This is a genomic window from Idiomarina sp. (assembly GCF_019431395.1).
Lineage (GTDB): Bacteria > Pseudomonadota > Gammaproteobacteria > Enterobacterales > Alteromonadaceae > Idiomarina.
Genome location: NZ_CP080268.1, coordinates 1,260,067 through 1,285,640, shown reverse-complemented (window position 1 = coordinate 1,285,640; position 25,574 = coordinate 1,260,067). Strand labels below are relative to the sequence as shown.

At 50.2% G+C, this 25,574-nt stretch carries 26 protein-coding genes; 18 read left to right on the top strand and 8 right to left on the bottom strand.

The window, feature by feature from the left end:
* The first annotated feature begins 8 nt into the window (after nt 1-8).
* Nucleotides 9-416: a group 1 truncated hemoglobin gene (locus tag KZ771_RS06385; protein ID WP_290654699.1), complete on the top strand. Its 408-nt coding sequence runs from the start codon at nt 9-11 to the stop codon at nt 414-416.
* Nucleotides 417-484: 68 nt separating this feature from the next.
* Here the strand turns inward: KZ771_RS06385 and ychF are convergent, their stop codons facing one another.
* The 6 genes from ychF to lolB form a co-directional block, all read right to left on the bottom strand.
* Nucleotides 485-1,576 carry a redox-regulated ATPase YchF gene (ychF, locus tag KZ771_RS06380; RefSeq protein ID WP_133539149.1) on the bottom strand — a complete coding sequence of 364 codons (1,092 nt, stop codon included), beginning with the start codon at nt 1,574-1,576 and terminating at the stop codon, nt 485-487.
* A 6-nt stretch (nt 1,577-1,582) separates the two neighbouring features.
* The gene (pth, locus tag KZ771_RS06375; protein ID WP_133539150.1) at nt 1,583-2,179 is read right to left on the bottom strand and encodes an aminoacyl-tRNA hydrolase; all 597 of its coding nucleotides are present in this window, start codon (nt 2,177-2,179) and stop codon (nt 1,583-1,585) included.
* 13 nt (nt 2,180-2,192) lie between these two features.
* Complete coding sequence (locus KZ771_RS06370) at nt 2,193-2,861, bottom strand: 50S ribosomal protein L25/general stress protein Ctc (protein ID WP_133539151.1); 669 nt, start codon at nt 2,859-2,861, stop codon at nt 2,193-2,195.
* Between the two features lie 163 nt (nt 2,862-3,024).
* Nucleotides 3,025-3,972, bottom strand: coding sequence for a ribose-phosphate pyrophosphokinase (locus KZ771_RS06365; RefSeq protein WP_290571357.1), 948 nt, complete (start codon nt 3,970-3,972; stop codon nt 3,025-3,027).
* Nucleotides 3,973-3,984: 12 nt separating this feature from the next.
* Nucleotides 3,985-4,836 carry a 4-(cytidine 5'-diphospho)-2-C-methyl-D-erythritol kinase gene (gene ispE, locus KZ771_RS06360; protein WP_290654698.1) on the bottom strand — a complete coding sequence of 284 codons (852 nt, stop codon included), beginning with the start codon at nt 4,834-4,836 and terminating at the stop codon, nt 3,985-3,987.
* Nucleotides 4,833-5,531, bottom strand: coding sequence for a lipoprotein insertase outer membrane protein LolB (gene lolB, locus KZ771_RS06355; RefSeq protein WP_290654697.1), 699 nt, complete (start codon nt 5,529-5,531; stop codon nt 4,833-4,835). Before lolB ends, ispE begins: the two co-directional genes overlap by 4 nt.
* 151 nt (nt 5,532-5,682) lie before the next feature.
* Between lolB and hemA the strand changes: the two genes are divergently transcribed.
* The 12 genes from hemA (at nt 5,683) to KZ771_RS06295 (ending at nt 19,245) form a co-directional block, all read left to right on the top strand.
* Nucleotides 5,683-6,963: a glutamyl-tRNA reductase gene (gene hemA / locus KZ771_RS06350; protein WP_290571352.1), complete on the top strand. Its 1,281-nt coding sequence runs from the start codon at nt 5,683-5,685 to the stop codon at nt 6,961-6,963.
* A gap of 9 nt (nt 6,964-6,972) precedes the next feature.
* The gene (prfA, locus tag KZ771_RS06345; protein WP_133539156.1) at nt 6,973-8,064 is read left to right on the top strand and encodes a peptide chain release factor 1; all 1,092 of its coding nucleotides are present in this window, start codon (nt 6,973-6,975) and stop codon (nt 8,062-8,064) included.
* 4 nt (nt 8,065-8,068) lie between these two features.
* On the top strand, nt 8,069-8,905 hold the full coding sequence (prmC, locus tag KZ771_RS06340; RefSeq protein WP_133539157.1) for a peptide chain release factor N(5)-glutamine methyltransferase: 837 nt from the start codon (nt 8,069-8,071) through the stop codon (nt 8,903-8,905).
* 12 nt (nt 8,906-8,917) lie between these two features.
* Nucleotides 8,918-10,384 carry a DUF3369 domain-containing protein gene (locus KZ771_RS06335; protein ID WP_133539158.1) on the top strand — a complete coding sequence of 489 codons (1,467 nt, stop codon included), beginning with the start codon at nt 8,918-8,920 and terminating at the stop codon, nt 10,382-10,384.
* Between the two features lie 12 nt (nt 10,385-10,396).
* Nucleotides 10,397-10,771: a SirB2 family protein gene (locus KZ771_RS06330; protein WP_133539159.1), complete on the top strand. Its 375-nt coding sequence runs from the start codon at nt 10,397-10,399 to the stop codon at nt 10,769-10,771.
* A gap of 18 nt (nt 10,772-10,789) precedes the next feature.
* On the top strand, nt 10,790-11,593 hold the full coding sequence (locus KZ771_RS06325) for a tetratricopeptide repeat protein (protein ID WP_166635880.1): 804 nt from the start codon (nt 10,790-10,792) through the stop codon (nt 11,591-11,593).
* A 38-nt stretch (nt 11,594-11,631) separates the two neighbouring features.
* Nucleotides 11,632-12,903: a DUF819 family protein gene (locus tag KZ771_RS06320; RefSeq protein WP_133539161.1), complete on the top strand. Its 1,272-nt coding sequence runs from the start codon at nt 11,632-11,634 to the stop codon at nt 12,901-12,903.
* Between the two features lie 17 nt (nt 12,904-12,920).
* Nucleotides 12,921-13,763 (top strand): 3-deoxy-8-phosphooctulonate synthase, encoded by an 843-nt coding sequence (kdsA, locus tag KZ771_RS06315; protein ID WP_133539162.1) that lies wholly within the window; start codon nt 12,921-12,923, stop codon nt 13,761-13,763.
* A gap of 30 nt (nt 13,764-13,793) precedes the next feature.
* Nucleotides 13,794-15,284, top strand: coding sequence for a TrkH family potassium uptake protein (locus KZ771_RS06310; protein WP_290654696.1), 1,491 nt, complete (start codon nt 13,794-13,796; stop codon nt 15,282-15,284).
* Between the two features lie 39 nt (nt 15,285-15,323).
* Nucleotides 15,324-16,097, top strand: coding sequence for a ZIP family metal transporter (locus KZ771_RS06305; protein WP_290654695.1), 774 nt, complete (start codon nt 15,324-15,326; stop codon nt 16,095-16,097).
* 91 nt (nt 16,098-16,188) lie between these two features.
* On the top strand, nt 16,189-16,848 hold the full coding sequence (locus KZ771_RS06300) for a TetR/AcrR family transcriptional regulator (protein ID WP_133539164.1): 660 nt from the start codon (nt 16,189-16,191) through the stop codon (nt 16,846-16,848).
* Nucleotides 16,849-16,905: 57 nt separating this feature from the next.
* A complete protein-coding gene (locus tag KZ771_RS06295) occupies nt 16,906-19,245 on the top strand; it encodes an acyl-CoA dehydrogenase (protein ID WP_290654694.1) in 2,340 nt (779 codons plus the stop codon).
* 45 nt (nt 19,246-19,290) lie between these two features.
* On the opposite strand, the gene KZ771_RS06290 is transcribed toward KZ771_RS06295, so the two are convergent.
* On the bottom strand, nt 19,291-20,628 hold the full coding sequence (locus KZ771_RS06290; RefSeq protein WP_290654693.1) for a S41 family peptidase: 1,338 nt from the start codon (nt 20,626-20,628) through the stop codon (nt 19,291-19,293).
* A 130-nt stretch (nt 20,629-20,758) separates the two neighbouring features.
* Between KZ771_RS06290 and nagZ the strand changes: the two genes are divergently transcribed.
* Entirely contained in the window at nt 20,759-21,757 is a 999-nt protein-coding gene (nagZ, locus tag KZ771_RS06285; protein ID WP_290654692.1) for a beta-N-acetylhexosaminidase, read from the top strand.
* 259 nt (nt 21,758-22,016) lie between these two features.
* On the opposite strand, the gene queC is transcribed toward nagZ, so the two are convergent.
* Nucleotides 22,017-22,673 carry a 7-cyano-7-deazaguanine synthase QueC gene (queC, locus tag KZ771_RS06280; protein WP_290654691.1) on the bottom strand — a complete coding sequence of 219 codons (657 nt, stop codon included), beginning with the start codon at nt 22,671-22,673 and terminating at the stop codon, nt 22,017-22,019.
* A gap of 49 nt (nt 22,674-22,722) precedes the next feature.
* On the opposite strand from queC, the gene queE reads away from it, so the two are divergent.
* The 4 genes from queE (at nt 22,723) to KZ771_RS06260 (ending at nt 25,564) form a co-directional block, all read left to right on the top strand.
* On the top strand, nt 22,723-23,394 hold the full coding sequence (gene queE / locus KZ771_RS06275) for a 7-carboxy-7-deazaguanine synthase QueE (protein ID WP_290654690.1): 672 nt from the start codon (nt 22,723-22,725) through the stop codon (nt 23,392-23,394).
* A 79-nt stretch (nt 23,395-23,473) separates the two neighbouring features.
* Nucleotides 23,474-23,779 (top strand): pilus assembly protein, encoded by a 306-nt coding sequence (locus KZ771_RS06270; RefSeq protein ID WP_290654689.1) that lies wholly within the window; start codon nt 23,474-23,476, stop codon nt 23,777-23,779.
* Nucleotides 23,779-25,029 (top strand): hypothetical protein, encoded by a 1,251-nt coding sequence (locus tag KZ771_RS06265; protein ID WP_290654688.1) that lies wholly within the window; start codon nt 23,779-23,781, stop codon nt 25,027-25,029. The genes KZ771_RS06270 and KZ771_RS06265 overlap by 1 nt, the downstream gene beginning before the upstream one ends.
* Nucleotides 25,022-25,564 carry a hypothetical protein gene (locus KZ771_RS06260; RefSeq protein WP_133539172.1) on the top strand — a complete coding sequence of 181 codons (543 nt, stop codon included), beginning with the start codon at nt 25,022-25,024 and terminating at the stop codon, nt 25,562-25,564. The genes KZ771_RS06265 and KZ771_RS06260 overlap by 8 nt, the downstream gene beginning before the upstream one ends.
* Nucleotides 25,565-25,574: the final 10 nt, after the last annotated feature.

Below are 25,574 nucleotides of genomic sequence, written 5' to 3'. Positions count from 1 at the left end.
GAATGATGATGAAAACGTTATTATTTTCGTTGTTACTGTTAACCGCGCCGCTGGCGGCGGGACAAAGCGTTTATCAACAACTCGGTGAAAAAGAGGGGATATCGGCAATAGTCGAAGAGATGCTCTACCGCGTGGGCGGCGATGAGCGGATTGTGCACCATTTTGATGGCGTCGATATTGTCCACGTCCACGAGCAAATCACCCTGCAAGTTTGTGACGTGGTTGGTGGCCCCTGTGAGTACAAAGGGGAAACAATGCAGGTTTCGCACGAAGGCATGGGCGTGACGCACGCGGACTTCAATGCATTGGTGGAACACCTGATTGCAGCGATGGAGAAACACGAGGTACCGGTTGCTGCACAAAATCAATTGTTAGCGGCTCTGGCACCCATGTACGAAGATATCGTGCAAGAATAAGCAACCAGTAAAAGCAAAAAAGCTGCTCTGGTGATTAGCCATGAGCAGCTTTTGTTTGCGGTTGGGGTTTATACGTTAAAACGGAAGTGAATCACATCACCGTCTTTAACGATATATTCCTTGCCTTCTAAACGCCACTTACCGGCATCTTTGGCACCCTGTTCGCCGTTGTGGGTAACAAAATCGTCATAACCAACAATCTCGGCACGGATAAAACCTTTTTCGAAGTCAGTATGGATGCGACCCGCTGCCTGCGGTGCCGTTGAACCCACTTTAACGGTCCAGGCTCTGACTTCCTTAGGTCCTGCGGTAAAATACGTTTGCAGGTTAAGTAGTTCATAACCAGCGCGGATTACGCGGTTTAAACCCGGTTCGTCCTGACCAATCTCAGATAAAAACTCTTCTTTATCGGCATCGTCGAGTTCCGCAATTTCAGATTCTATCGCTGCGCAAACCGCTACCACTACTGCGTTTTCCTTACTTGCGATATCGCGAACTTTATCCAGATACGGGTTGTTTTCAAAACCGTCTTCGTTAACGTTAGCGATATACATGGTCGGCTTTAACGTCAGCAGGTTATATGAACGGATGGTGGCCAGGTCGTCTTTGCTTAAATCGACCGAGCGTGCCATTTCGCCTTCATCAAGTGCCGGCTTTAATTTTTCCAGTACCGCGATTTCGGCTTTTGCCTGCGCATCGCCGCCTTTGGCTTTTTTACCTAAACGGTGGAGTGATTTCTCTACCGAATCCAAGTCCGCCAGTGCTAACTCGGTATTAATGGTATCGATATCATCAGCCGGGTTTACGCCACCGGCAACATGCACGATGTTATCGTCTTCGAAGCAGCGTACCACGTGGCCAATTGCATCGGTTTCGCGGATGTTAGCCAAAAACTGGTTGCCCAGCCCTTCACCCTGGGAGGCGCCTTTTACCAGACCAGCGATGTCGACAAACTCCATCGTTGTTGGCAGCACCCGCTGAGGGTTAACAATTTCGGCGAGCTTATCTAAGCGTGGATCGGGTACCGGTACCACCCCGGTGTTGGGCTCGATGGTACAAAACGGGAAGTTAGCGGCTTCGATGCCGGCTTTGGTTAGTGCGTTAAAAAGCGTTGATTTACCAACATTGGGTAAGCCAACAATACCACAGCGAAATCCCATGATGAGTTAACCTTTGTGTTGTGGACGGTAGCTGTGTAAGCGTTGTAGCGCTTCGGTCCAGCCCTGTTCCATTAATGTATCAATACTACGACTGGCTTCGTCAATGCAGTCGTCGATTAGTTGTTGCTCGGCGGCAGGGGCCTTACCCAATACAAAACCGGTTACCTTAGACTTGTGTCCCGGATGTCCGATACCAATACGCAAGCGCATAAAGTCCTGCGAGCCGATTTGCGCGATAATGTCTTTGATACCGTTATGCCCGCCGGCACCGCCACTTTTTTTATATTTAGCAACGCCGGGTGGCAGGTCAAGTTCATCGTACGCCACCAGAATTTCGTCGGCAGGGATCTTATAAAAGTTGGCAATATGTGCGACGGAAAAACCACTACGGTTCATGAAGTTCTGTGGCAACATAATACGCATGTCATCGGCGCCACGTTGATAGCGACCGATTAACGCTTTTGACTTGGTATCTGCAGATAAGGTAATGCCGTGTCGGCGACAAAAGTCTTCAACTAACCAAAAACCCGCATTGTGGCGGGTTTTTTCGTATTCGGGGCCTGGATTCCCCAGGCCCACAAGTAGCTTTATAGAGGTTCCCATGACAGGACGTGACTTACTCTTTGTCAGCGTCGTCTTTGCTGTTTTCAGCAGGAACTTCGTCTGGTGCTACGGTCTCTGACTCGTCTACTTCTTTCTCTACACGTGGTGCAGTGATAGAAACGACTGCCTGGTCGTGGTCTTCGCCTTTAGTAAGCTCAACCAGTTCAACACCGTTAGGAAGGTTCAGGTCGGTCAAGTGAATGGTGTCACCGATGCTCAAATCAGCAATGTCGACTTCCAGGTATTCTGGCAAGTCTTTCGGCAATACCAACACTTCTACGTCGTTTACGTGATGGACAATAACACCGCCTTCTTCTTTAACGCCTTTTGCAGTCGTTTCATTCAAGAAGTGCAATGGAATGTTGGTATGCAACTTGTGACCTTTCTCGACACGTTGGAAGTCAAGGTGAGTCAACTTAGGCTTGTAAGGGTGGCGTTGCATGTCTTTTAAGATGCACTGCTCTTTTTTACCGTCGATATCCAGCGTCAGGATGTGCGAGTAAAAACCTTCGTAGTCAGCCAGGTTGTTGACTTTGTTGTGATCCATTTCGATTGCTACCGGGTCACCTTTACCGCCGTAAATGATGCCTGGTACTTTGTCTGCGCGACGTAGGCGGCGGCTCGCACCTTTCCCCTGGTCCGCGCGGACACTTGCTTTAATTGTGTAGTCTACTGTAGCCATAATGATGGGCTCTCTTATCTAATAAGTGATTGTTTTGTCTACATTCGCGACCAAATGTAGACCCAAATAATCAGATACCGGCGTGCAGCCGGTATCTGAAGGCGCGCAATAGTACCACCGGGGCGCTACTATTGCAATATTCAGGCGGGTAGGATCAGCTAAATTAGTAATCAAACATAGCCGAAATAGATTCTTCGTTACTGACCCGGCGTAGTGCTTCAGAGAGCATACCTGATAACGTCAGCTGCGTGACTTTACCCGTCGCTTTCATCTCTTCACTTAGCGGAATACTGTCGGTAACGATAAATTCATCGATGCATGATTCGGTAATGTTCTTAACCGCAGAACCTGAGAACACCGGATGTGTTGCATAAGCAAATACGCGCTTAGCGCCATGTTGCTTAAGCGCTTCAGCCGCTTTACACAAGGTGCCGCCGGTGTCGATCATGTCGTCAACGATAATGCAGTCACGGCCTTTGACATCACCGATGATGTGCATGACCTGCGAGACGTTAGCCGACGGTCGACGCTTATCAATAATGGCCAGATCAGTATCATCCATTAACTTGGCGAAGGCACGGGCCCGCACTACACCACCGATGTCAGGTGATACCACGGCAGGGTTCTCAAAGTTTTGTTGGCGCATGTGTTCAAGCAATACCGGTGTGCCAAAGACGTTATCGACAGGGACATCAAAAAAGCCCTGAATTTGTTCAGCATGCAAGTCGACCGTTAATACCCGGTCCACGCCCACACTGGATAAAAAGTCGGCGACGACTTTGGCGGTGATAGGCACACGGGCAGAACGCACGCGGCGATCCTGACGAGCATAACCGAAGTATGGCATAACGGCAGTGATACGCCCGGCGGAGGCACGGCGCAGGGCGTCAACCATGACGATAAGCTCCATTAAGTTATCGTTGGTTGGGGCACAGGTAGACTGCAATAAAAAAACGTCCGAGCCACGGACGTTTTCATTAATAGAGACACTGATTTCACCGTCGCTAAAGCGGCCGACGGAGGCTTCGCCCAGCTTAATATACAAGCGATCGGCGATTTTCTGGGCGAGTTCTGGCGTGGCGTTACCAGCAAAGAGTTTCATGTCAGGCACAACAAACCTCGACTAAGTTTGGGTTAATGTCCGGATAAGCGATGAACGGTTCTGGCCTTGCGCGACAAAACTGTGCAGTTCACTGAACTGCTGTTGTGCGCTCGCTGCAGCATCATATGTATCAAAGCGTGCAAATAAGCACGCGCCGCTGCCAGTGAGCCGAGTCGGGGCGTATTGTAGCAATCGGTCACGTAGTTTGGCAACTTCGGGATACCGATCACAGACCACGGGTTCGAATACGTTGGTGGTGTTGTCAAACTGCCATTCGTTTGCAGTGATAGGCGGACAGTCACGTTGTAATTGGGGATCGGCAAATAGTTCCGGCGTGGCAATGGCAACGTTTGGCTTAACCACAAGATACCAGGGGGTTGCGGGTTCGACATCACTAAATTGCTCGCCAATACCCTCGGCAAATGCTGCATGCCCGTGAATAAAAATCGGTACATCGGCGCCTAATTTTAAGCCCAGCTCGAGCAGCTGCTGTTGCGATAAAGGCGCTCCCCATAGCTTATTAAGCCCCACCAGCGTTGTCGCTGCGTCAGATGAGCCGCCGCCTAAGCCAGCGCCCTGCGGCAGGCGTTTATGCAGCACGATATCAGCGCCGCGCACAGGCAGTTGTGCCCGTTTAATGGCGCTTTGCAGTTGCTGTGCTGCCCGTAATACCAGGTTTTGTTGCGCGCTGATATGGCTGGTTGAATCGGTTAGCGTCAGCTGGTCGTCTGTGCGTGGGGCAAATATCAGGGTATCGCCGTAATCAACAAACTGAAAAACCGTTTGTAAATTATGGTAGCCGTCGTCGCGTCGACCGACAATGTGCAAAAATAAGTTGAGTTTGGCTGGTGCCGGAAGCTCCAACTGGGTCATAGCGTGTTTGCATCCTGGGTAACGGGTTGAGCTGTTAATGACGGGGTTAGTTGCCACTCGTTCATTTGTATTTTAATCAACAGTTGCGCCGATTGCAGTTGAATTTGTTGTGGCAGTGGGTCAGCAGCGTCGCCATAAAACCACTGAATAGACCAGCGCTCAGCGTTAGCTCTCGTTACACTGGCCGCGGCCAGACGTCCGCCGCTGATAAACTGACGCTGGTTTAAGGTCGGCGTGACCTTGCCTAATACCCATTGACTCAGTTCATCGAGTGGCAAGCGGGCGCCGAGCACGCGGTGCAGGAGTTGTTCGGCATTATCGCCCTGATAGCGTTCGCCTTCCAATGTTAACTCGGCGTGCTCAGGGAGCATCGTTAAGGTCGCCAGTTGTCCTTTAAGTGGGTGTGAAAAGCGCAGCTGTTGCCGCGTATCGGGCTGTCGCTGCCAGCGCCAGTCAAGGTACAAACCATCGCGTTCATTGGTTTGGCGTTGAATAATCGCCAGTCGCGCCGATAGCTGCCATCGGAAAATTGAATCTAAACGTTGTTGATGCGCATCGACCAGGGTTTGGTCGGTGTTTTTTAATACCGGCTGTTGGTTCGGCGTGGAGATAGAACAACCAACCAGAACCAGCGTTAATAGTGCAACAGAGAGCCGTTTGAGGAGCATAACGGCTGGGTTAAACAGGCTGTCCATTCGATTAAATCCCTTCACCAACAACGCCTTTAGCCAGTAAAATTGACAACAGTTGAACAGAAAGCCGACGTACTTTCAATAATTAAGGCTTTCACGTACAATCTGCCCACTAACCCATTGACCACGTTGAGACAACGAGTTTCTGCAGCGGATGACCATTTCAGCCCTCGGTATAAATCACAAAACAGCACCGGTAGATCTGCGCGAACGCGTCGCCTTTTCGACCGAACAGCTGGATACAGCGCTTCAGGCAATTCGACAGCTTCAGGGCGTTGACGAGGCTGTTATTGTGTCAACCTGTAATCGCACCGAAATATATTGTCAGGGCAAGGTGTCAGGCGATTTACTGCTGGGCTGGCTATCGGGTTTTCATGGCTTAGCGCCGGATGCCCTGCAACAACATCATTATGTCTACCAGGATCGGCAGGCCATAAGCCACTTAATGTCGGTTGCCAGCGGCCTGGATTCGCTGGTGCTGGGCGAGCCGCAAATTCTGGGACAGGTTAAACAGGCCTATCAGTTAGCTAAACGGCAAACCGCCGTCGGCGGCATTCTGGAGCGTTTGTTTCAACAGACTTTTCGAGTCGCAAAGACGGTGCGTAACGAAACTGAAGTTGGCCAAAACGCTGTATCAGTAGCCTACGCCGCGGTGAGTCTGGCGAAACATATATTTGCTAAACTTAACCAGTCCAGGGTATTGCTTATTGGCGCTGGTGATACCTCTGAGCTGGTTGCGCAACATCTGCAACAACAGGGAGTGGCCGACATTACCGTGGCCAACCGAACCTTGCAGCGGGCAGCAGAGCTGGCGCAAAAAATAGGTGGCAAAGCGCATAGCCTGGCTGAGTTAGGCGAGCTACTGCCACAAGCTGACATCGTCGTTAGTTCTACTGCCAGCACCTTGCCTATTGTCGGTAAAGGCAGCATCGAAAGCGCGCTAAAAAAGCGACGCCACCGGCCCATGCTGTTAATCGACCTGGCGGTGCCAAGAGACATTGAAGAACAGGTTAATGAATTAGACGACGCTTACCTTTATACAGTTGATGATTTGCAAAATATCATCAGCGAGAATATTAAAAACCGAGAGCAGGCGGCGCGACAGGCGCAGGTCATAATCCAGCAGCAAAGTGAAGAATTTGGTGACTGGTTAAAATCGTTAAATAGTGTTGGGCTAATCCGCGACTATCGCGGTCAAACACAGCAAATAGCTCAGCAGCAGTTACAAAAAGCGCAGCAGTTATTGGCGCAGGGTAAGCCAGCCGAAGATGTTTTACAGTTGCTGGCGCACCGGTTGACGCAACAATTAACGCATCAGCCAACCCAATTAATTAAGGCAGCGGGTGAACATAATGATCAAAATTCACTGGCGCTATTGCAACAGTTATTAACCCGTGAAAATGGCGGTGTTAACGAGAATAACAACGAGGAATAACGACAGTTCATGAATCCATCGATTGAACGAAAATTAGAAGGCCTGTTAGAACGTTATCAGGAAGTGCAGGCGTTATTGGGTGAAGCCGATATTATCGCTGATCAAAATCGATTTCGGGCGCTTTCTAAGGAATATTCGCAGTTAGAGGAAGTGGTCGACAATTTTGAACGTTTCCGACAAGCACAGGCGGACTTAGATGCAGCGCACGAAATGGCCAACGATGATGATGCCGATATGCGCGAAATGGCAGCTGACGAAATAAAAGCGGGTGAACACGCGGTTGAAGAGCTGGAGCAGCAGCTACAAGTCTTGCTGCTGCCAAAAGACCCCAATGATGACCGTGCTTGTTATTTGGAAATTCGTGCAGGTGCAGGTGGTGACGAAGCAGCCATATTTGCCGGTGATCTGTTCCGTATGTACAGCCGCTATGCCGAAGCTAACGGCTGGAAAGTCAGTGTAGTATCGGCCAGCGATGGCGAGCATGGCGGCTATAAAGAAGTTATCGCCCACATGAGCGGTGATGGCGTTTATGGCAAAATGAAATTTGAATCAGGTGGACACCGGGTACAACGTGTGCCGGAAACTGAGTCGCAGGGGCGGGTGCATACCTCGGCCTGCACCGTGGCGGTGTTGCCGGAAATTCCTGAAGCCGAGGCGATTGAGATCAATCCGGCGGATCTGCGCGTTGATACCTTCCGTGCGTCGGGTGCCGGCGGACAGCACGTTAACCGTACCGACTCTGCGATCCGGCTTACCCACTTACCAACGGGCGTAGTGGTCGAGTGTCAGGAAGAGCGTTCGCAGCATAAAAACCGTGCTAAAGCGATGTCGGTATTGCAATCACGCTTGCAACAGCGGGAAGACGAAAAACGCCAGCAGGAAGAGGCCAGCACGCGCCGCAACTTGGTCGGTAGTGGTGATCGTTCTGAGCGTATTCGTACCTATAACTATCCGCAAAGCCGGGTTACTGATCACCGTATTAATCTGACGCTGTATCGGTTAGACGAGGTGTTGGCGGGTAGTCTGTCACTTATTCTGGATCCGATTATTACTGAGCACCAGGCGGATCAATTAGCCGCGTTGGCGCAGGAACAACAGTAACTTAATGCAACCAACAATTGCCGAAGCCCAGGCCTGGTGCCGACAGCAGCTAATTGATGCAGACAGTCCGGCAGTTGATAGCCGGGCGCTGTTATGTCACGTACTGCAACAGTCGGCCGCTTATTTAATGACCTGGCCGGAACAGCAATTGTCGGTTAGCCAGTGGCAGCAGTTACAACAGCTGACCGATAAACGTCGTCAGGGGCATCCGGTTGCGCACCTTACCGGACAACGGGAGTTTTGGTCGCTATCGTTAACTGTTAACAACAGTACGCTGATTCCGCGGCCTGATACCGAAACGTTAGTGGCCACAGCGCTGGAGCTGTCACTACCTTCACAGGCGCGGGTGCTGGATTTAGGCACCGGAACCGGTGCCATCGCACTGGCGCTTAAGTCAGAACGTCCTCAGTGGCAGATTAGTGCGCTGGATGCGTCGGCCGACGCGGTCGCATTGGCTCGGCATAACGCGCAGCGGTTGGCGCTGGATATCGAGGTGCAACAAAGTCACTGGTTTGCAGATATCGACGCCGCTGAATTTGATTTAATTGTTGCTAATCCGCCTTATATCGATGCCAATGATCCACACTTAAGCCAGGGCGACGTCAGGTTTGAACCGCGCTCAGCGCTGGTGGCAGCGCAGCAAGGATTAGCTGATATAGCGACGATTGCCGGCCAGGCTGGTAACTGGCTAACGCCCGCTGGGTGGTTGTTGTTTGAGCATGGCTGGCAACAAGCTGACTCGGTCGTTGAGCTACTGCGCCAAAACGGTTATAAACATGTTAACCGCTGGACAGATTATGGTAGTGTAGAACGAGTAACAGGCGGCCAGAAGGCAGGTTAAAGAGGGATTATTATGAGCAATCAGTTTATGTTTGCAGATGAACCGGGTCAGCAGGCTCCAAGTATTCCGACGGAAAATTGGAAGATTCTTATTGTTGATGATGAGCCTGAAGTGCATGCCGTAACAAAACTTGCCTTAAGTGACTTTAATTTTCTGGGCCGCGGACTGGAATTTCATAGTGCCTTTTCTGGTAAAGAAGCCTATGAGCTGATAGAGCAACACCCGGATGCCGCTATCCTGCTGCTGGATGTGGTGATGGAGACCGATGATGCGGGTTTAAAAGTAGCACGCTACATACGCGAACAGGCGCAGAATCACTATACCCGAATTATTTTACGAACCGGCCAGCCGGGTCAGGCGCCCGAACGCACGGTTATCGTTAATTACGACATTAATGATTATAAGTCTAAAACCGAATTAACGGCGCAAAAGCTATTCACTGCGGTGATGTCATCGTTGCGGTCGTACCGCGATATCATGTCGATTGATCAAAGCCGCCATGGGCTGGAAAAAATTATTGCTGCTTCATCTAACTTGTATGCGTTGCAACCGATGAATAGCTTTGTCGACGGCTTGGTGCAACAGTTGAGCTGGGTTATTGGCGGGGCACGCCAAACCTTGTATGCAACCGCCGATAGTCAGGGTAGAAGCTATCAGGTGGTAGCCGCTTATGGCGAGGATTCGGGGGTTGCCGTGGGGCAAACATTGCGCTCCGTATTGCCGGCCGAAGCGTTGTCAGAGCTTGACGATGTTATTGCTAACCACGGTAGCTACTACGGTGACGACTTTGTCTTGCTTTACTGTCGCAGTCATTGTCGCCCACATGGCTCGGTGTTGTTTATTGGTGGTATTTCGCGGCAGTTGACTGATGATGACCACCATGTGCTGCAACTATTCTCGGAAAACGTGCAGCTGGCGCAGGATAACGTTGTCTGTTTGGAAGATTCGGATCAGTTTCTTGCGCGTCTGGGGGACCAGTTAATGGAGCTGCGAAGCGCGGCATTCGAGCCCGAGTCTCTGCCGCCGGCTGCAGCGCTAGCGTATCGTGTGGCCCAGCTAGTTAGCCCGGCGAATGAAGCTAAAAATACCGCGTTAGCCTGGTTCCTTTACGAACCGGCGGGGCCGCTGTTGCAATGTGCGCCAGATTCCGTTGCTGCTAACGAAACCACCTGCCAACAAAGAGTGTCACGCTCGCTGCGTGCGCTGGCACATGGCCAGCATGTGGCAACTCAGGTTGCCCACCGGGCATTGATCGAACGGCTGGAACGTTGGGATGGCATGGGGTTACCTGAGGGTAAGCAGGGTGTAGCCATTGGTACCAGCACGCAGGTATTGTTAATTACCGAACAGTTACTGGAGTGGCAGGCACAACAGTTATCAGAAGACGATATCAAAGTTCGTCTGGAGGCAGAAAAAGGGCGTTATTATTCGCCGGAATTTCTTGATGCGGTCGTACCGCAGCTCAAACAACTAAGCTAAAAGGAGCACGCTGTGTACGTTGCATTTAAACATCTACACGTTTTATTTGTCGTTATCTCGGTCATATTTTTTATCACTCGCTTTGTCTGGAAGCAGCTAGAATCGGGCATGCTACAAAAAAAGTGGGTGAAAATAGTACCGCATATCAACGACACCTTATTATTGCTCAGTGCGATCGCTATGCTGGTTATCAGTCAGCGCGCGCCGATTGCAGACCCCTGGGTAACCGAAAAAGTACTGGGTGTTATTGGCTATATTGTGTTTGGTTTGGTGGCGCTAAAAGGTAGCAGCCGAGCTGTTAGCTGGTTTGGTTTTGTGGTTGCCTGTGTCTGGCTGGCTGCGCTATTTCATGTTGCCTTTGGCAAAATGCCGTTGGTGCTGGGCTAATTATTGTTCATGGTGACTATGCAGTATTCGTTTCTTCAACAATGTGACAAAGAAGTTGTTCCGACCATTGAATTGGTTTGGGAGATCAGCCGCCAGCTCGAGTTGGGCCGCGGCTGTGATTTGGCCGATTTTCGCCACCAACTGGATGAGTTCTCCGGGTTTGTTAATGCCGCCGACCGGCATCAGAAAATGGCTCAGTTAAATGATTTTTTCTATCGCCAGTTGGGTTACAGCGATGCCCCGGAAAGCTGGGTAAAGTCCCACCGGATTAGTGTTGACCAGGTGGCGGCTTTTCGAACCGGGGTGCCGTTGGTACTGGCAATGCTGCTGCGCGAATGCGCCGCACACGCAGGTATCGAACTGCAAGTCGTTGATTTTCCTGGTTATCCGATGCTCAAACTGACCGAAGATGACCGTACCGATTTTATCGACCCACAAAACGGTCAGTTCGTTCGCTATCAGGAAGTCATGGAGCGCTTTGAAGATGTCATGGAAGGCGATGCAGAATTCTGCTGGGAGTGGGCCGAACCAACGCCGCAGAAAGCCTTAATCGAAGCCTATTTGACTGAATTAAAACACTGTTTAATGGCTGAAGCCCGCTTCGAAAAAGCGCTGCGCTGTGTGCAGATGTTATTGACGTTGCAACCCGATGACCCTTACGAGATCCGGGACCGGGGCTATCTTTACGAAGAGTTAGGCTGCCAGCACGTGGCCGTCGACGACTACCAGTATTTTGTTGACCAATGTCCGGATGACCCTAGTGCCGAGATAATTAAGCTACAACTGGAAAGTTACTCAGGGCCTCAGGACGTATTTCACTAATGCCAGTGCAGGCAAAAATTATAATAAGGAGATAAGTAATGCTAGCTGCCGCGCCGGTCGCCGCTGAAACAACGGCATTAATCACCAACGATGGTGTTATAACGGGCTTATTGCTTGCGATTTTAGGGCTGGTCTTCTACACCCAATCGAGCCAGCACCCCGCGTTACAAAAATTCTATAAATTTGTTCCAGCGTTGTTGCTTTGTTACTTCCTGCCTTCCTTGCTTAATACCTTTAATATAGTTGACGGTAATGCCACGGCGGTAACCGATATTACCATGGACTATCTGTTGCCTGCCTGCATGGTATTGCTGACTCTGAGCCTGGATTTAAAAGCCGTGGTTGGGTTGGGCTCAAAAGCCTTGATACTGTTTTTAACCGGCACCCTGGGTATTGTAATTGGTGGGCCAATCGCTTTGTTGGCGGTGTCTGCTGTATTTCCAGAAATGCTCGGAGGGGCAGGCCCTGACGCCGTTTGGCGCGGCATGACCACTATCGCCGGTAGCTGGATTGGTGGCGGTGCAAACCAGGCCGCGATGAAGGAAGTTTACGAAGTCGGCGGAGAAATCTTCTCGGCCATGGTGACGGTCGATATTATTGTTGCGAACCTGTGGATGGCCGTGCTGTTGTATATGGCTGCTAATTCAAAGCAAATTGATGCGCGTACCGGAGCCGACACATCAGCAATTGATGCGATAAAAGAAAAGGTCGAAGCGTATCAGGCGCAACATGTTCGCAATCCGAGTTTACGTGACTTGATGTTGATTCTTGCTGTTGGTTTCGGCGTGGCCGGTTTAGCGCATTTATTGGCTGATGCAATTGCACCAGCGATTGGCACCCACTTACCTTATTTGCGCAAGTTTAGTCTTGATAGTCTATTTTTCTGGGTGATTGTATTAGCAACCGCAGGCGGTATCGCGTTGTCGTTTACCCGCGCTCGCACGCTTGAGGCCGCGGGTGCTTCTAAGATCGGCTCAGTCTTTGTTTACATCCTGGTGGCCAGTATTGGTTTGCATATGGACGTAACGGCCATAGTTGATGCGCCCAAATATTTTCTAATTGGCGCGATATGGATGCTTATTCATGCGGGACTGATGCTGTTTGTGGCTAAATTATTAAAAGCGCCGGTGTTTTATATGGCGGTAGGTAGCCAGGCTAACGTCGGCGGGGCTGCTTCAGCGCCTGTGGTGGCCTCGGCATTTCATCCATCGCTGGCGCCGGTCGGTGTTTTACTGGCAGTAATGGGCTACGCTTTGGGTACATATATGGCTTATCTGGCCGGCCAGATACTCCGCGTTGTCGGTAGTTAACAAGGAATGAAAACGCTATGATTGCTTCGCTTAAACTTAATACGATTGATATTGCTAACGATAAACCATTCGTGTTGTTCGGCGGCATGAATGTTCTGGAGTCTCGCGACCTGGCGTTGCGGATTACCGAGCACTATGTGACGGTTACCGAAAAGTTAGCTATTCCGTATGTGTTCAAAGCTTCATTTGATAAAGCCAATCGCTCGTCTGTTCATTCCTATCGCGGCCCGGGGATGGAAGAAGGGTTAAGAATATTTGAGGAAATTAAACAGCAGTTTAATGTCCCGTTAATTACCGATATTCACGAACCTCATCAGGCCAAACCTGTCGCCGAGGTGGTTGACGTTTTGCAGTTACCGGCCTTTCTGGCACGGCAAACGGATCTGGTTGTGGCATTAGCAGAAACCGGCAACCTCATTAACGTTAAAAAGCCGCAATTTCTGGCACCAGCTGAGATGCAGCACATCATTACTAAATTCCGCGAAGCCGGCAACGAGAATGTCATGTTGTGCGAGCGGGGATCGTGCTTTGGCTACAACAACCTGGTGGTTGATATGTTAGGCATGGACGAAATGAAGCAACAAGCTCCGGTCATATTTGACGCCACTCACGCATTGCAGCGGCCCGGCGGCCGTTCGGATTCTGCCGACGGGCGTCGGGCGCAAGCCGCACAGTTGGCACGCTCGGGCATGGCGCTGGGTATTGCGGGCTTGTTTATTGAAGCACACCCTGATCCTAATAATGCAAAATGTGATGGGCCTTGCGCGTTACCGTTACAGGCACTGCAACCGTACCTTGAACAAATGAAGGCGGTTGATGATTTGGTCAAACAATTTGCACCGCTGGACACCTCAGCGTAAAACCTTAACTGCACATAAAAAGTAACTACCATGATGCAACAGGCGGCAGTCGTTCAGGATAATCGTCTAAAACCGCAACAGGCGGCGAAACTTTTATCCAAAGCTATCGGAGCGCTTATTGCGCTTCTGTCGGTGGCTTTGTTAGCGCCTTTTGTATTGGCAGCAGTCAATAGTGAAAAGGACCAGTGGACTTATCTGACACTGGCTGTAATTGGCATAATAACGGGGCTGGTGCTGTTTTCGCAAAAAACCGGCGAGGCAAAATTACGTGCGCGGCAGGTATTTTTGCTGACCACCTTATGCTGGGTTTCTGCAAGCCTGTTTGCCACCCTTCCGTTTGTTTTTGCGCAACCGTATTTGGGATTCACCGACGCCTGGTTTGAAGCCATGTCCGCCATTACCACTACGGGTGCAACTGTTATCGTTGGCTTGGATGAGTTGCCAAAATCAGTGTTGTTGTGGCGTGGCATGCTGCAATGGCTTGGTGGTATCGGTATTATCGTTATGGCGATGGCTATTTTACCGTTTTTGCAAGTGGGTGGCATGCGCTTATTCCAGGCCGAATCATCGGATATGTCGGGTAAATTTTTACCGCGATCCAGTCTGATGGTCATGGCCATCGGCAAAGTCTATCTGTTACTGACGGCGCTGGTAATATTGCTTTATGCGTTAGGCGGAATGCAGACCTTCGATGCCTTTGTACATGGTATGACAACTATCGGCACGGCCGGATTTTCCAACTATGATGCTTCGTTTGGACACTTTGCCGATAGTCCTTTTTTAATTGTGGTCGGTACTATTTTTATGGTCGCCGGTGCATTGCCTTTTGTGCTCTATATCCGCGCTATGAAAAAGGACATCGAGCCAATTATGAAAGACACCCAGGTACGTGCCTTTCTGATTTTTTTATTACTCACTATCGTTATCATAGCCCTGATCCAAGTGGGCAAAGGGCGTGAGTGGGGCGATGCCTTTTTGCATACCGCATTTAACGTCGTATCGGTTGTTACCACTACCGGGTATGCTACCGAGGACTACGGCCAGTGGGGCAACTGGTCGATAATGATTTTCTTTTACCTGATGTTTGTCGGTGGCTGTACCGGCTCGACTGCCGGCGGCATGAAGATTTTTCGTTTCCAGTTATCGCAGTTGTTATTGCGGCGACAATTTAGTCAGTTGATCCACCCTAACTTGGTGCAAGTACAAACTTATCAGGATCGACGGGTTAATGATTCGTTACTTGGCTCTATGGTAGCGTTTTGTTTTACCTACTTTTTGCTGGTTGCTGCCATCGCGTTAGGACTGTCGCTTTTTAATCTCGACTTTATGACATCAATTTCGGGTGCAGCCTCTGCGGTGAGTAACGTGGGCCCTGCGCTTGGCGATATCATCGGCCCTAGTGGAAATTTTTCCAGTCTACCTGACGGGGCTAAGTTTCTGCTGATATTTGCCATGTTAGCCGGGCGCTTAGAAATCATGACGGTATTGATTTTGTTCCATCGTCATTACTGGCGTCATTAATCGGCCACCCGCCTTAACGGCACGCGAAGGAGTAGTGGAATGGACGGATGGTTAGCGGCGCTTACCGTAAGTGCGCTTAGTGGGGGTATGACTGCTGTCGGGGCAGCGCCAGTACTGATTGGCTGGCGTCCGAGTGAACGCAATACCAATGCGTTACTCGGTTTTGCGGCAGGCGTGATGCTGGCAGCGTCATTTTTCTCGTTGATTGTGCCGGCACTAGAGATTGCTGAGCAACAATTCGGAAGCGGATTGATTCCGCCAACAATTGCCGTTTTCGGTATCATCATTGGTGCACTACTTATCGCATTGATTGACCGTATGGTTCCGCATGAGCACTTTGTAAAAGGAGCAGAGGGACCGTCGGGTATTCGGCTTAACCGGTTGTGGCTGTTCATTATTGCCATCACTATCCATAACATTCCTGAAGGCTTATCGGTCGGCATTACTGCCGCCGGCGGCGATTACGACGCCACCGTTGCTATCGCTTCCGGTATCGGTTTACAAAACGTCCCGGAAGGGCTGGCGGTGGCACTTGCGTTACTGGCGATCGGCTACAGCCGTTTGCACACCTTTGTTGTAGCAGGTTTAACCGGTGCAGTAGAGCCCTTAGGCGGATTATTGGGCGGCTGGTTTGTCGGTATCGCTGATTGGTTTTTACCCTGGGGATTGCTGGTTTCCGCCGGAGCGATGATCTTTGTCATCAGTCATGAAATTATTCCCGAGACCCATCGTGAAGGTCATCATTCCCGTGCCAGCATTGGCCTAATGTTGGGCCTTGTGCTGATGTTATTCCTGGATGTGTGGCTGGGGTAGCAAGCTACCACTAAATAGTTTCAGCGAACACTTGATCGCTGAAACGAAGTGAATTAAATTAAACGCATGTTTAAAATATGCGTTTATAATTATGTCTGAATCGGCAGTACGCCCTAAAAAATCAAAAGTTTCTACGCAAAAAAAGATACTGGATGCAGCTGAAACCCTGTTTGCACGAGAAGGCTTCGAGCAAACGTCGTTGCGTCAAATTACCCAGGAGGCGGATGTTAACCTTGCCTCTGTCAATTATCACTTTGGCTCAAAAAAAGCACTGATTCAAGCCGTTGTGGCGCGTTACATGAATGTTTTTATGCCCGCGCTGGAGACCGAGCTAAAACGGCTTGATGACAAACCCGAAATCGACAGTCTGGCAGTATTCGCCAGCTTCAAGGCTCCCCTAATCAGTTTAGATCAGGTGCATAAGCGTGGTACTGAACACTTTTTAAGGCTATTGGGGTTTGCCTATTCAGAAACCCAGGGACATTTGCGACGTTACACGCAAACGGCCTTTGGCGACGTGTTGCAACACCTGCTAGCCCTGTTACATCGGGCTAATCCGAAACTAACTGAACAAGATATGTTCTGGCGCTTACATTTTGTCCTTGGTGCCACGGTCTTTGCCCAGGTATCCGGGCAGGCGTTGATTGAAATCGCGCAAGCAGAGTTTGACGAGCGTGCGGATATTCAAACTGTGATAGAGCACCTGATTACGTTTATTGCCGGTGGTTTAGATAGTCAGTTAGACGGTTAAGCAAAGCCTTACTGTTTAAACTACACTTTATTGATGAATGGTTAGCTGGAGAAAACCATGGAAATTATCATTTTACTGATTGTGTTATTAGTGATTGTGCTGGCGGTGGCTGAAATACGCCGCAGCCTTATCACCAAGCCGGTGTTTGCGTTGTTCAAGCGTATTTTACCGCCGTTGTCTGATACTGAACGCGAAGCCATGGAAGCCGGCGATGTCTGGTGGGATGGTGAGTTGTTTAGCGGACGGCCGGACTGGCAAAAACTATTAGATATGCCGGAGCCTAAGCTGACGGAAGATGAGCAGGCGTTCGTCGATAATCAGCTGGCGACACTGTTGGCGATGCTGGATGATTTTAAGATTGTGCAACAGGACCGTGATTTACCTAAGCAGGTATGGGACTATCTGCGTAAAGAACGCTTCTTTGCGATGATTATTGGCAAAGAATTCGGCGGACTTGATTTTTCTCCAGCGGCGAACTCCTATATTGTTTCGCGCATTGCGACCCGGTCTATTAGTGCAGCTGTTACGGTAATGGTGCCTAATTCGCTGGGTCCGGGCGAGTTGTTAACCCATTATGGTACGAAGCAGCAGCAGGATTACTGGTTGCCACGACTGGCAGATGGAACAGATATACCGTGTTTTGCATTGACTGGGCCGGAAGCGGGTTCGGACGCCGGGGCTATTCCTGACGAAGGCATTATATGCAAAGGTACGCTGGATGGTGAAGAAGTTGTCGGTATTCGCCTGAACTGGTCAAAGCGCTACATCACCCTGGCGCCGGCAGCGACGGTATTGGGTCTGGCTTTTAAACTCTACGATCCTGAAGGGTTGTTAGGCGATAAAAAAGAAATCGGTATTACCTGTGCGTTAATACCGACCGATCACGATGGTGTCGAAATTGGTGATCGTCACTTCCCGCTCAACCAGTCTTTTTTAAACGGTACTACGTACGGTAATGACGTTTTCATTCCACTGGACTGGATTATTGGCGGTACAGATTACGCCGGTAAAGGCTGGCGCATGTTGGTTGAATGTTTGTCAGCGGGCCGCGGTATTTCGTTACCGGCACTGGCGGCGGCATCAGGCCATGTGACCCAACGTATGACGGGTGCCTATGCCTACGTTCGTCAGCAATTCGGTTTACCGATTGGTGTGTTTGAAGGCGTGCAGGAAGCCATGGGTAAAATTGGCGGCACCAACTATACGCTGGAATCGATGCGCCGCTTAACGGTGAGTGCGTTGTGCCAGGGTAAGAGTCCATCGGTCGTTACTGCGATGACCAAATACCACATGACCGAGATGGGTCGTGAGGTGATGGAACACGCGATGGATATTCACGCGGGTAAAGGGATTCAGTTAGGTCCGCACAATTACCTGGGTCATAGTTACATGGCGACGCCGGTCTCGATTACGGTCGAGGGCGCTAACATTTTAACCCGTAATTTGATGATCTTCGGTCAGGGCGCGACCCGCTGTCATCCGTATGTATTAGAAGAAATGAAAGCGGCTGCTAATCCGGATGAAGAGCAGGGTATGCGTGACTTTGACCGACTGCTTGTTAAGCACATTAAATTTGCGGTCAGTAATGTATTCGGTAGTCTGTGGATGGGCTTGAGCGGCTCACGCTTTAACGAAACTCCGGTGAGCGGTGAGACGGCGCGTTACTATCAACATTTAACACGCATGAGCCGCGGTCTGGCAATGGCATCCGATATTTCGATGTTGATGCTGGGCGGTGACCTGAAACGCAAAGAGATGATTTCTGCCCGCCTGGGTGATGTATTAAGTCACCTGTACATGGCGTCAGCGGTACTTAAACGCTTCGAAGAAGAGGGTCGTCAGGCAGCTGATTTGCCTTACGTGCATTATGCCGTGCAACATCACTTGCATAAAATTGGTCAGGCATTTGATGGCTTTTTCCGTAACTTCCCGAACCGTCCGGTTGCCTGGGCTATGCGCGTATTAGTGTTCCCGTTAGGTAATCACTTTAGCCAGCCGGCAGATGAACTGTTGCAGGACATTAGCTCGGACATGATGAAGCCGGGTGTTACCCGCGACCGCCACACTTTCCTGTGCTACTGGAAAGAAGAAGAGAGCGATCCGACCGGGCACATGGAAATGGCATTTCTATCCATGCTTAAACTCAAGGACGTCTACAAAACACTGCGTAAGGCTCAAAAGCGCGGCGAGTTGTCTGCTAACCTGAATGGTCAGGAACTGGCTGATGCTGCGCTAGAAAAAGGGTTGGTTGATAAAGATACAGCCGAGGAGTTGGCACGTACCGAACGATTGCGCCTGACGGCTATAGGTGTTGATAGTTTTGCGCCCGGTATTATCGAGCACAACCAGTTTTACACCACTAAAGGCGAGTTAAGAAAAGCCGCAGTCCGCGATTAACACGGCCCACGGTTGCTTCGCAACTAATAGCGCGCCCTTTGCAGGTTATTGCAAAGAGGCGCGCTTTTGTTTGAGGTTATAAAATACCGGCGTTTGCGGAGTAAAACCTGCGCCTTCGGCAAGCTCATTAGACGCACTCGTGGTTGGGCATTGGCCATTTTCAAGGTAGCTCAACGCAGCGCCGGTTAGGGGATCGTCGCTACTACCCCAGTCGGCAACGATACGATCGGTAACCCGACAGGTAGGCGCAATACCATCAAAGTAGCGGCCTTCACCTGCCGAGTTCACGGTTTCGAAATTGATAGCGAAAGTCACCTTATCGCAGAGTTGCTCAGGCACCTGACCAACGGGTTTACCACAGGTACGGTTGCCAATCACGGTAACGTCGACATGAGGTTTTAGCGAGTTAATAATCAGTTCCGACGATGAACAACTAGCACCTGTAGTCAGCACAGTGACACTGTCCAGATCCAGCTGTTCGACGCCATCGACAAGGCCAAAGGGCACGGCTTCATTCTGGTTACTGTTTTGTTCATTAAAGCGGTATTCGACAAAGGTTTTGCCCTGCACATTAGTCCCCGCTGTTTGCGTAGCCGCCTGATTCGCGTAGCGAATTAAACCGCCGCCGTTGTAACGAACGTCTATAACCAATTCTTCGACATTGGCACTGGCAAATTGGTCAAAGGCTTCATTTAAGTCAGCACCGGTACGATTAATAAAACTATCCAGCGTAAAGTAGCCGATCGCGCGCTGATCCAGCGACCAGACCTGAGCGCCCATCACCGTATTAGTTTCAACCGTATCTTTACTGATTGACGCAGTCATCTCCTCGCCCGATGGCTTGCGCCAGGTAATCTCTCGCGTAACACCAACTTCGGGTTCGCCTAGTGCGTCGTTATAACTGCCGTTGCTTAACAATTCGCTGGTGGGCACTCCATCAATGGCGATTATCGAATCGGCGCGGCGCATACCGGCCTCCCAGGCCGGTGAATCTCGATAAACTAAACGTAGTTTAATTTCTGATGCACTAACCTGTTGCTGAGAAAAACCAAAGCCGGCATATTCAGCTGTCACAAACAGCGATTCGTATTCTTCTTCGGTTAAGATATAACTGTAGCTATCCTCAGGAACCCTGAGTTCCTCTAATAATTCATAGACATCATCGAAGGCTTCCGGATCAACCTGCTCCGGTAGCTGACTCGCCCAAAAGTAGTCATCTTTCATGTAGTCGAAAAAGCGTTGGTTCTGGTCAGCAACGGAACAGGTGGCATAATCTGAATTATCGCTGCCTCCCGTGTTAGGGCTATTACCGTCGGAAGAACCGCCACAGGCGCTTAAACTCATCGCTATGGCAACGCTAATTATGGACTTGTTAATGGTCATACTTCACCCGGTTGTTAATTTGTTGTGAACAGGTATTAGAGTAAAGCATCAGAAAAAACTTCAACAGTTCTTTGTAGCAATTTACACTCTCTGGCAAACTAGCCGCAGATGTATTTTTAAAGGAACCACTATGGCGCAGGTCATGATCGACATTGCCGGCACAGAGCTAACTACACAGGACCGTGAATTACTGGCTCATCCGGATGTTAATGGGTTAATTCTATTCACCCGCAATTATGTTTCTATCTCACAACTTGAAGCTCTCTGTGCAGATGCCCGTGAGGCAGCCGGCAAGCCGTTAATGATTGCGGTTGATCACGAAGGCGGGCGAGTACAACGGTTTCGTCAGGGGTTTAGTGCAATCCCGGCTATGGGCCGTATAGCGCAAGTGTATACAGACACTGATCAGCGAGCCACGGCAGCGCGTGAGTTAGGCTGGCTGATGGCCGCAGAAGTGCAGGCAGTAGGCATTGATATTAGCTTTGCACCGGTATTAGATATTAATGATGTCAGCGAAGTGATTGGTGATCGGGCATTTTCCAACAATGCCGCCGGGGTAACCTCCATCGCCGCTGAGTTTATCGCCGGCATGCACGAAGCTGGTATGGCCGCCACCGGCAAACATTTCCCGGGTCACGGCTCCGTAGTTGCCGACTCTCACATTGCGATACCGGTTGATGACCGTGATAAGCAGACGATTTTTGACGTCGACATTCCGCCATTTCGTGAATTATCAAAGAAGTTACAAGGTATTATGCCTGCGCACGTGGTTTACTCTGCGGTCGATGAAATGCCGGCCGGATTTTCGAACTATTGGCTACAAACCGTATTACGGGAGCAGTTAGGATTTGATGGAATGATCTTCAGCGATGATCTTTCCATGCACGGAGCAACAGTTGTCGGCGATATGAAAGCGCGTAGCGATGCAGCGTTTAACGCAGGCTGTGACATGGTCCTGGTCTGCAACGACCGTGCCGGTGCGAATGCACTGTTAGCGCAATCCTTACCTGATACATCCGGCGAGAGCCGGCAACGCTTTGAGCGGATGTTAATGAGTAAGCCAGTATTAACGCTACAGGAATTGCAAAAGACTGAACGCTGGCAGCAAGTACAGCGATTTCTGGACTAGGCAAGAGCAAAGCAATGGGGCAACTCCAGACAGCGCGCGGGCTGGCTTGGAACGAAGGTTAATTCGAATTGCTTTTGTCAGGTCACGAGGGGGAGTGTGCCAGGAACCGCTCCAAGCACGTCCGTGTGGCTTGTTTCCGGGCATCCATGCCCTCCAACATTCCTGTCACACTCCCCCTCGCAACCTAACACGCAATTCGAATTACCCTTCGTTCCAGCTCTTCCGCGCACTGTCTGGATTGCCGCGTTGCTTGGTCGAGTTATTCGTAGCTTAAGGGATCGCTTTGTTCGTTGGCAGCAAAAGCTTCCAGGCGTTCGATACAGGCACCGCATTTACCGCAGGCCTTGTCACGACCGTTGTAGCAGGTCCAGGTATTGCTGTAGTCCAGACCCATTTTTAGGCCATCGGCCAGTATGGCGTTTTTATCGACGTCCAGGTAGGGCGCGACCACTTCAACGGGGTCATAGTTCGCCAGCTTGCTGACCACATTCATTTGCCGAACAAATTCGGGGCGGCAATCGGGATAGATCGCATGGTCACCGGAATGCGCACCATAATATACGGCCTGGGCATTTTCGGAGACTGCGTAGCCTATTGCCAGTGATAATAGAATCATATTGCGGTTGGGAACGACCGTTGACTTCATCGATTCTTGTTCGTAATGACCTTCCGGAATATCGATGTCATCGGTTAGTGAACTACCCGCAAGCAAGCTATTAATTGCGGTAATATCGACGATTTTATGCGGTATTTCGAGGCTTTTGCAAACATTGGCAGCGACGTCGAGTTCCTTTACGTGGCGTTGCCCGTAGTTAAATGATAACGCGCTGACATCGTGCCCTTGTTGCAGGGCTTTGTTCAGCACAGTGAATGAATCCATGCCACCAGAATAAATTACTACGACTTTTTGCGACATTTGCAGCCTCTCAGTTATAATTGCTCAGCCATCCATTTTAACGAAAGCTATGACTTACCGCATTAACGAAATTTTTGAAACACTTCAGGGCGAGGGAACCTTTACCGGTGTACCATCGATTTTTATTCGCTTGCAAGGTTGTCCGGTGGGGTGCCCCTGGTGTGACACACAACATACCTGGGAAACACGTGCCGAGGACGAGGTCAGCGTGGCAACCATGATGGCTAAAACCGACGCTACCTCGCAATGGGCAGCAATGAGTGCGAGTGATATCCTTGCCGAGATTCGCAAACAGGGATATCAGGCCAAACACGTAGTGATAACCGGTGGCGAGCCGGCGATGTTTGATTTGTTGCCTTTAGCTAATGCGCTGGAAGCTCAGGGCCTGCAGCTGCAGATCGAAACCAGTGGTACGTTTGAGCTGAAGGTGACCGAAGGTACCTGGGTAACGGTATCGCCTAAGTTAGATATGCCCGGCGGCTATTTAGTGCGCGCTGATGCTATGGCACGAGCGAATGAAATCAAACATCCCATTGCTATGCAAAAACATATCGACGCATTAGATGCGTTATTAGCGCATAATCCGGTGCGTGAAGACGTACAAATTTGCCTGCAGCCTATCAGCCAGCGGCCCCGTGCGACGGAGTTGGCAATGCAAACCTGTATTGCACGCAACTGGCGCTTATCGGTGCAGCTGCACAAATATCTTAATATCGAGTAAGCACTTAACAACAACTCACTTCACCTAAAAATTCGCGGCCTATACTAAGCGCTTTCTAACGCGCCAACAGGAGGCCGCTATGCAATCTATCCCAAAACAAACCACTGTAAACCTTGTTTCGCTGCGCCGCATTGCCGGTCAGGGAATGACAGAATACATCATCATTGTTGCCTTAATCGCCGTGGCCGCCATTGGCGTTTATTCGTTATTCGGTGAGTCGATTCGTAATCAGGTGGCTGGTATGGCGATGGAGATCACCGGCCAGTCCGCAAGCGAAGCGCTTAATGAGGGCAGTACTGCGGCTCGAAGTGCAGAGACGTTAGGAACAAAAGACGTTAGTTTGGGTAATTACGATGAAGTAACCCGCAACAAAGATAGTAACTAGTGACTACTTTATGGTTGCGACGGCAATACGGCCAAACCCTGGTTATGGTTGCCGTTGCTGTTTTTCTGATGGCGTTGATGTTGATGGCAACAACGCGTATGGGAGAACATGCCAGACGCCAGTATTACTTGCAGTCGGTTGCGGATAACACCGCCCACAGTACCGCGGTACTCATGGCTCGGCAGCTTAATTTATCCGCGGTTCTGAACCGCGCACTTATCGGTAACCAGGTCGCGATGGCACAGTGGGTGGGTCTGGCAAGCTGGCTGGCAATGATTGAACAGGCAGTGTTTAACATGAGCATAGTCGCGGGCGTTGTACCGGTTCTTAACGTGGTCATGCGAGCAATTGCAAAAGTAATGAATACGCTGCAACGAACTTTTGACAAAACAGTGAAAGTTTTATTGGGTTTTCACGCCGGTATGATTAAGGCGATGTCGATAGCACAGGTGGCGCTGGAAAAGGCGATGACTGTTGATAGTTTGGTATCGATAAAAGACGTTGTCGAGGCCCATGATGAAGAGCTTGACTGGGAGGCTTTTCAAGGTGGCGGCATTGCGCCTTTTCCCACCACCTGGCTAATGAAAACTGAGTTACACAGCACCCGAAACCGAAACGACTCGAACTTTTTTAAACGTTTAGTCATGGAGAGTCGCGACCCTTTTACCAAGGGACGGAGATACATGTGGGGCGATATAGGAGTAATGGGTATTCGCAAAGAGGGAGGCCATGAACTCCAAACTCTCGCCAACGGTAGCTGGAACTGGAATGCGGTTGATTCAGTGGCTACTGTTTTAAAAGTACCCAGTGGTTTGGGCTTAAAATGGATTCCGGTGACACCCATCGGTTGGGGCGCGCGGGCAGCTTACCGCAAGTATTATGGCAGTACATCAGGTCGTCACGCCTACAACGAAGCGTTTTATCAAAATGGATTCGTAACCAGGATGGGCTGGGCGGCAATGCATTCTTATAACGTTTTGGCCCCGGCGTTTCATTACTTAACGCTGCGCGACAATAATAATCTGGGCGCGAACGCGGTGGTGGTCAGCATTATGGACAAGGGGAGCGGTCAATTTGCCAATGCGCGTGCTGAGGTACACTTTTCCCGGCCGCTGGATATTTTTCCGCGCTCAGATAACAACGGTGAGAAAGCCAACCTCTTTAACGCGCTTTGGGAAGCACGCTTAGTTCCACTGACGACTGTTGATAAAGTTTCCATTGCCGTTAAGCAGGAGCTCCGAGATGGCTAAGGGGCAGGTTTTAGTGGAAGCGCTAATTGGTTTGTCATTGTTGCTTGTTGTACTGCTGGCCTGGCAGCAGACGGTGGAACCTTCAGCAACCGCTAATCAACAAGCATTGACTGCAGCACGTGATGCAATCTGGGGGCGGCAGTTAGATACCGAAAGAGCGCGGGTTTCGGACGATTATTTTGGCGCAAAGGCAACCGGGAAATTACTCAGCGAAGCCGGGAAGTTAATCAAACTTGATTTTGAAACCAACAATCTTCGCCACACTAAGGACAGAGAAGAAGACGCTAAACATGCCGACTATCGTATGGTCCGGTTAACCGACACCTGGTCGCCCGAGAGTGAAGAACGGCTGGCGGGACGCCCACGCAGTCTGGTCTTTAATACCTTGCTGGCTAATGGCTTAGTCCGCACCTTACAAGATGGACTGGGTTATCTTCCGCTTGCTAAGGAAATACGTTCAAAATCACTTATTTTTGGGCATATTGATACGGATGTCGTACCCGAGGATAAACTCGTAAAAGTGCCTTATCGTTAACAAGGAGTCG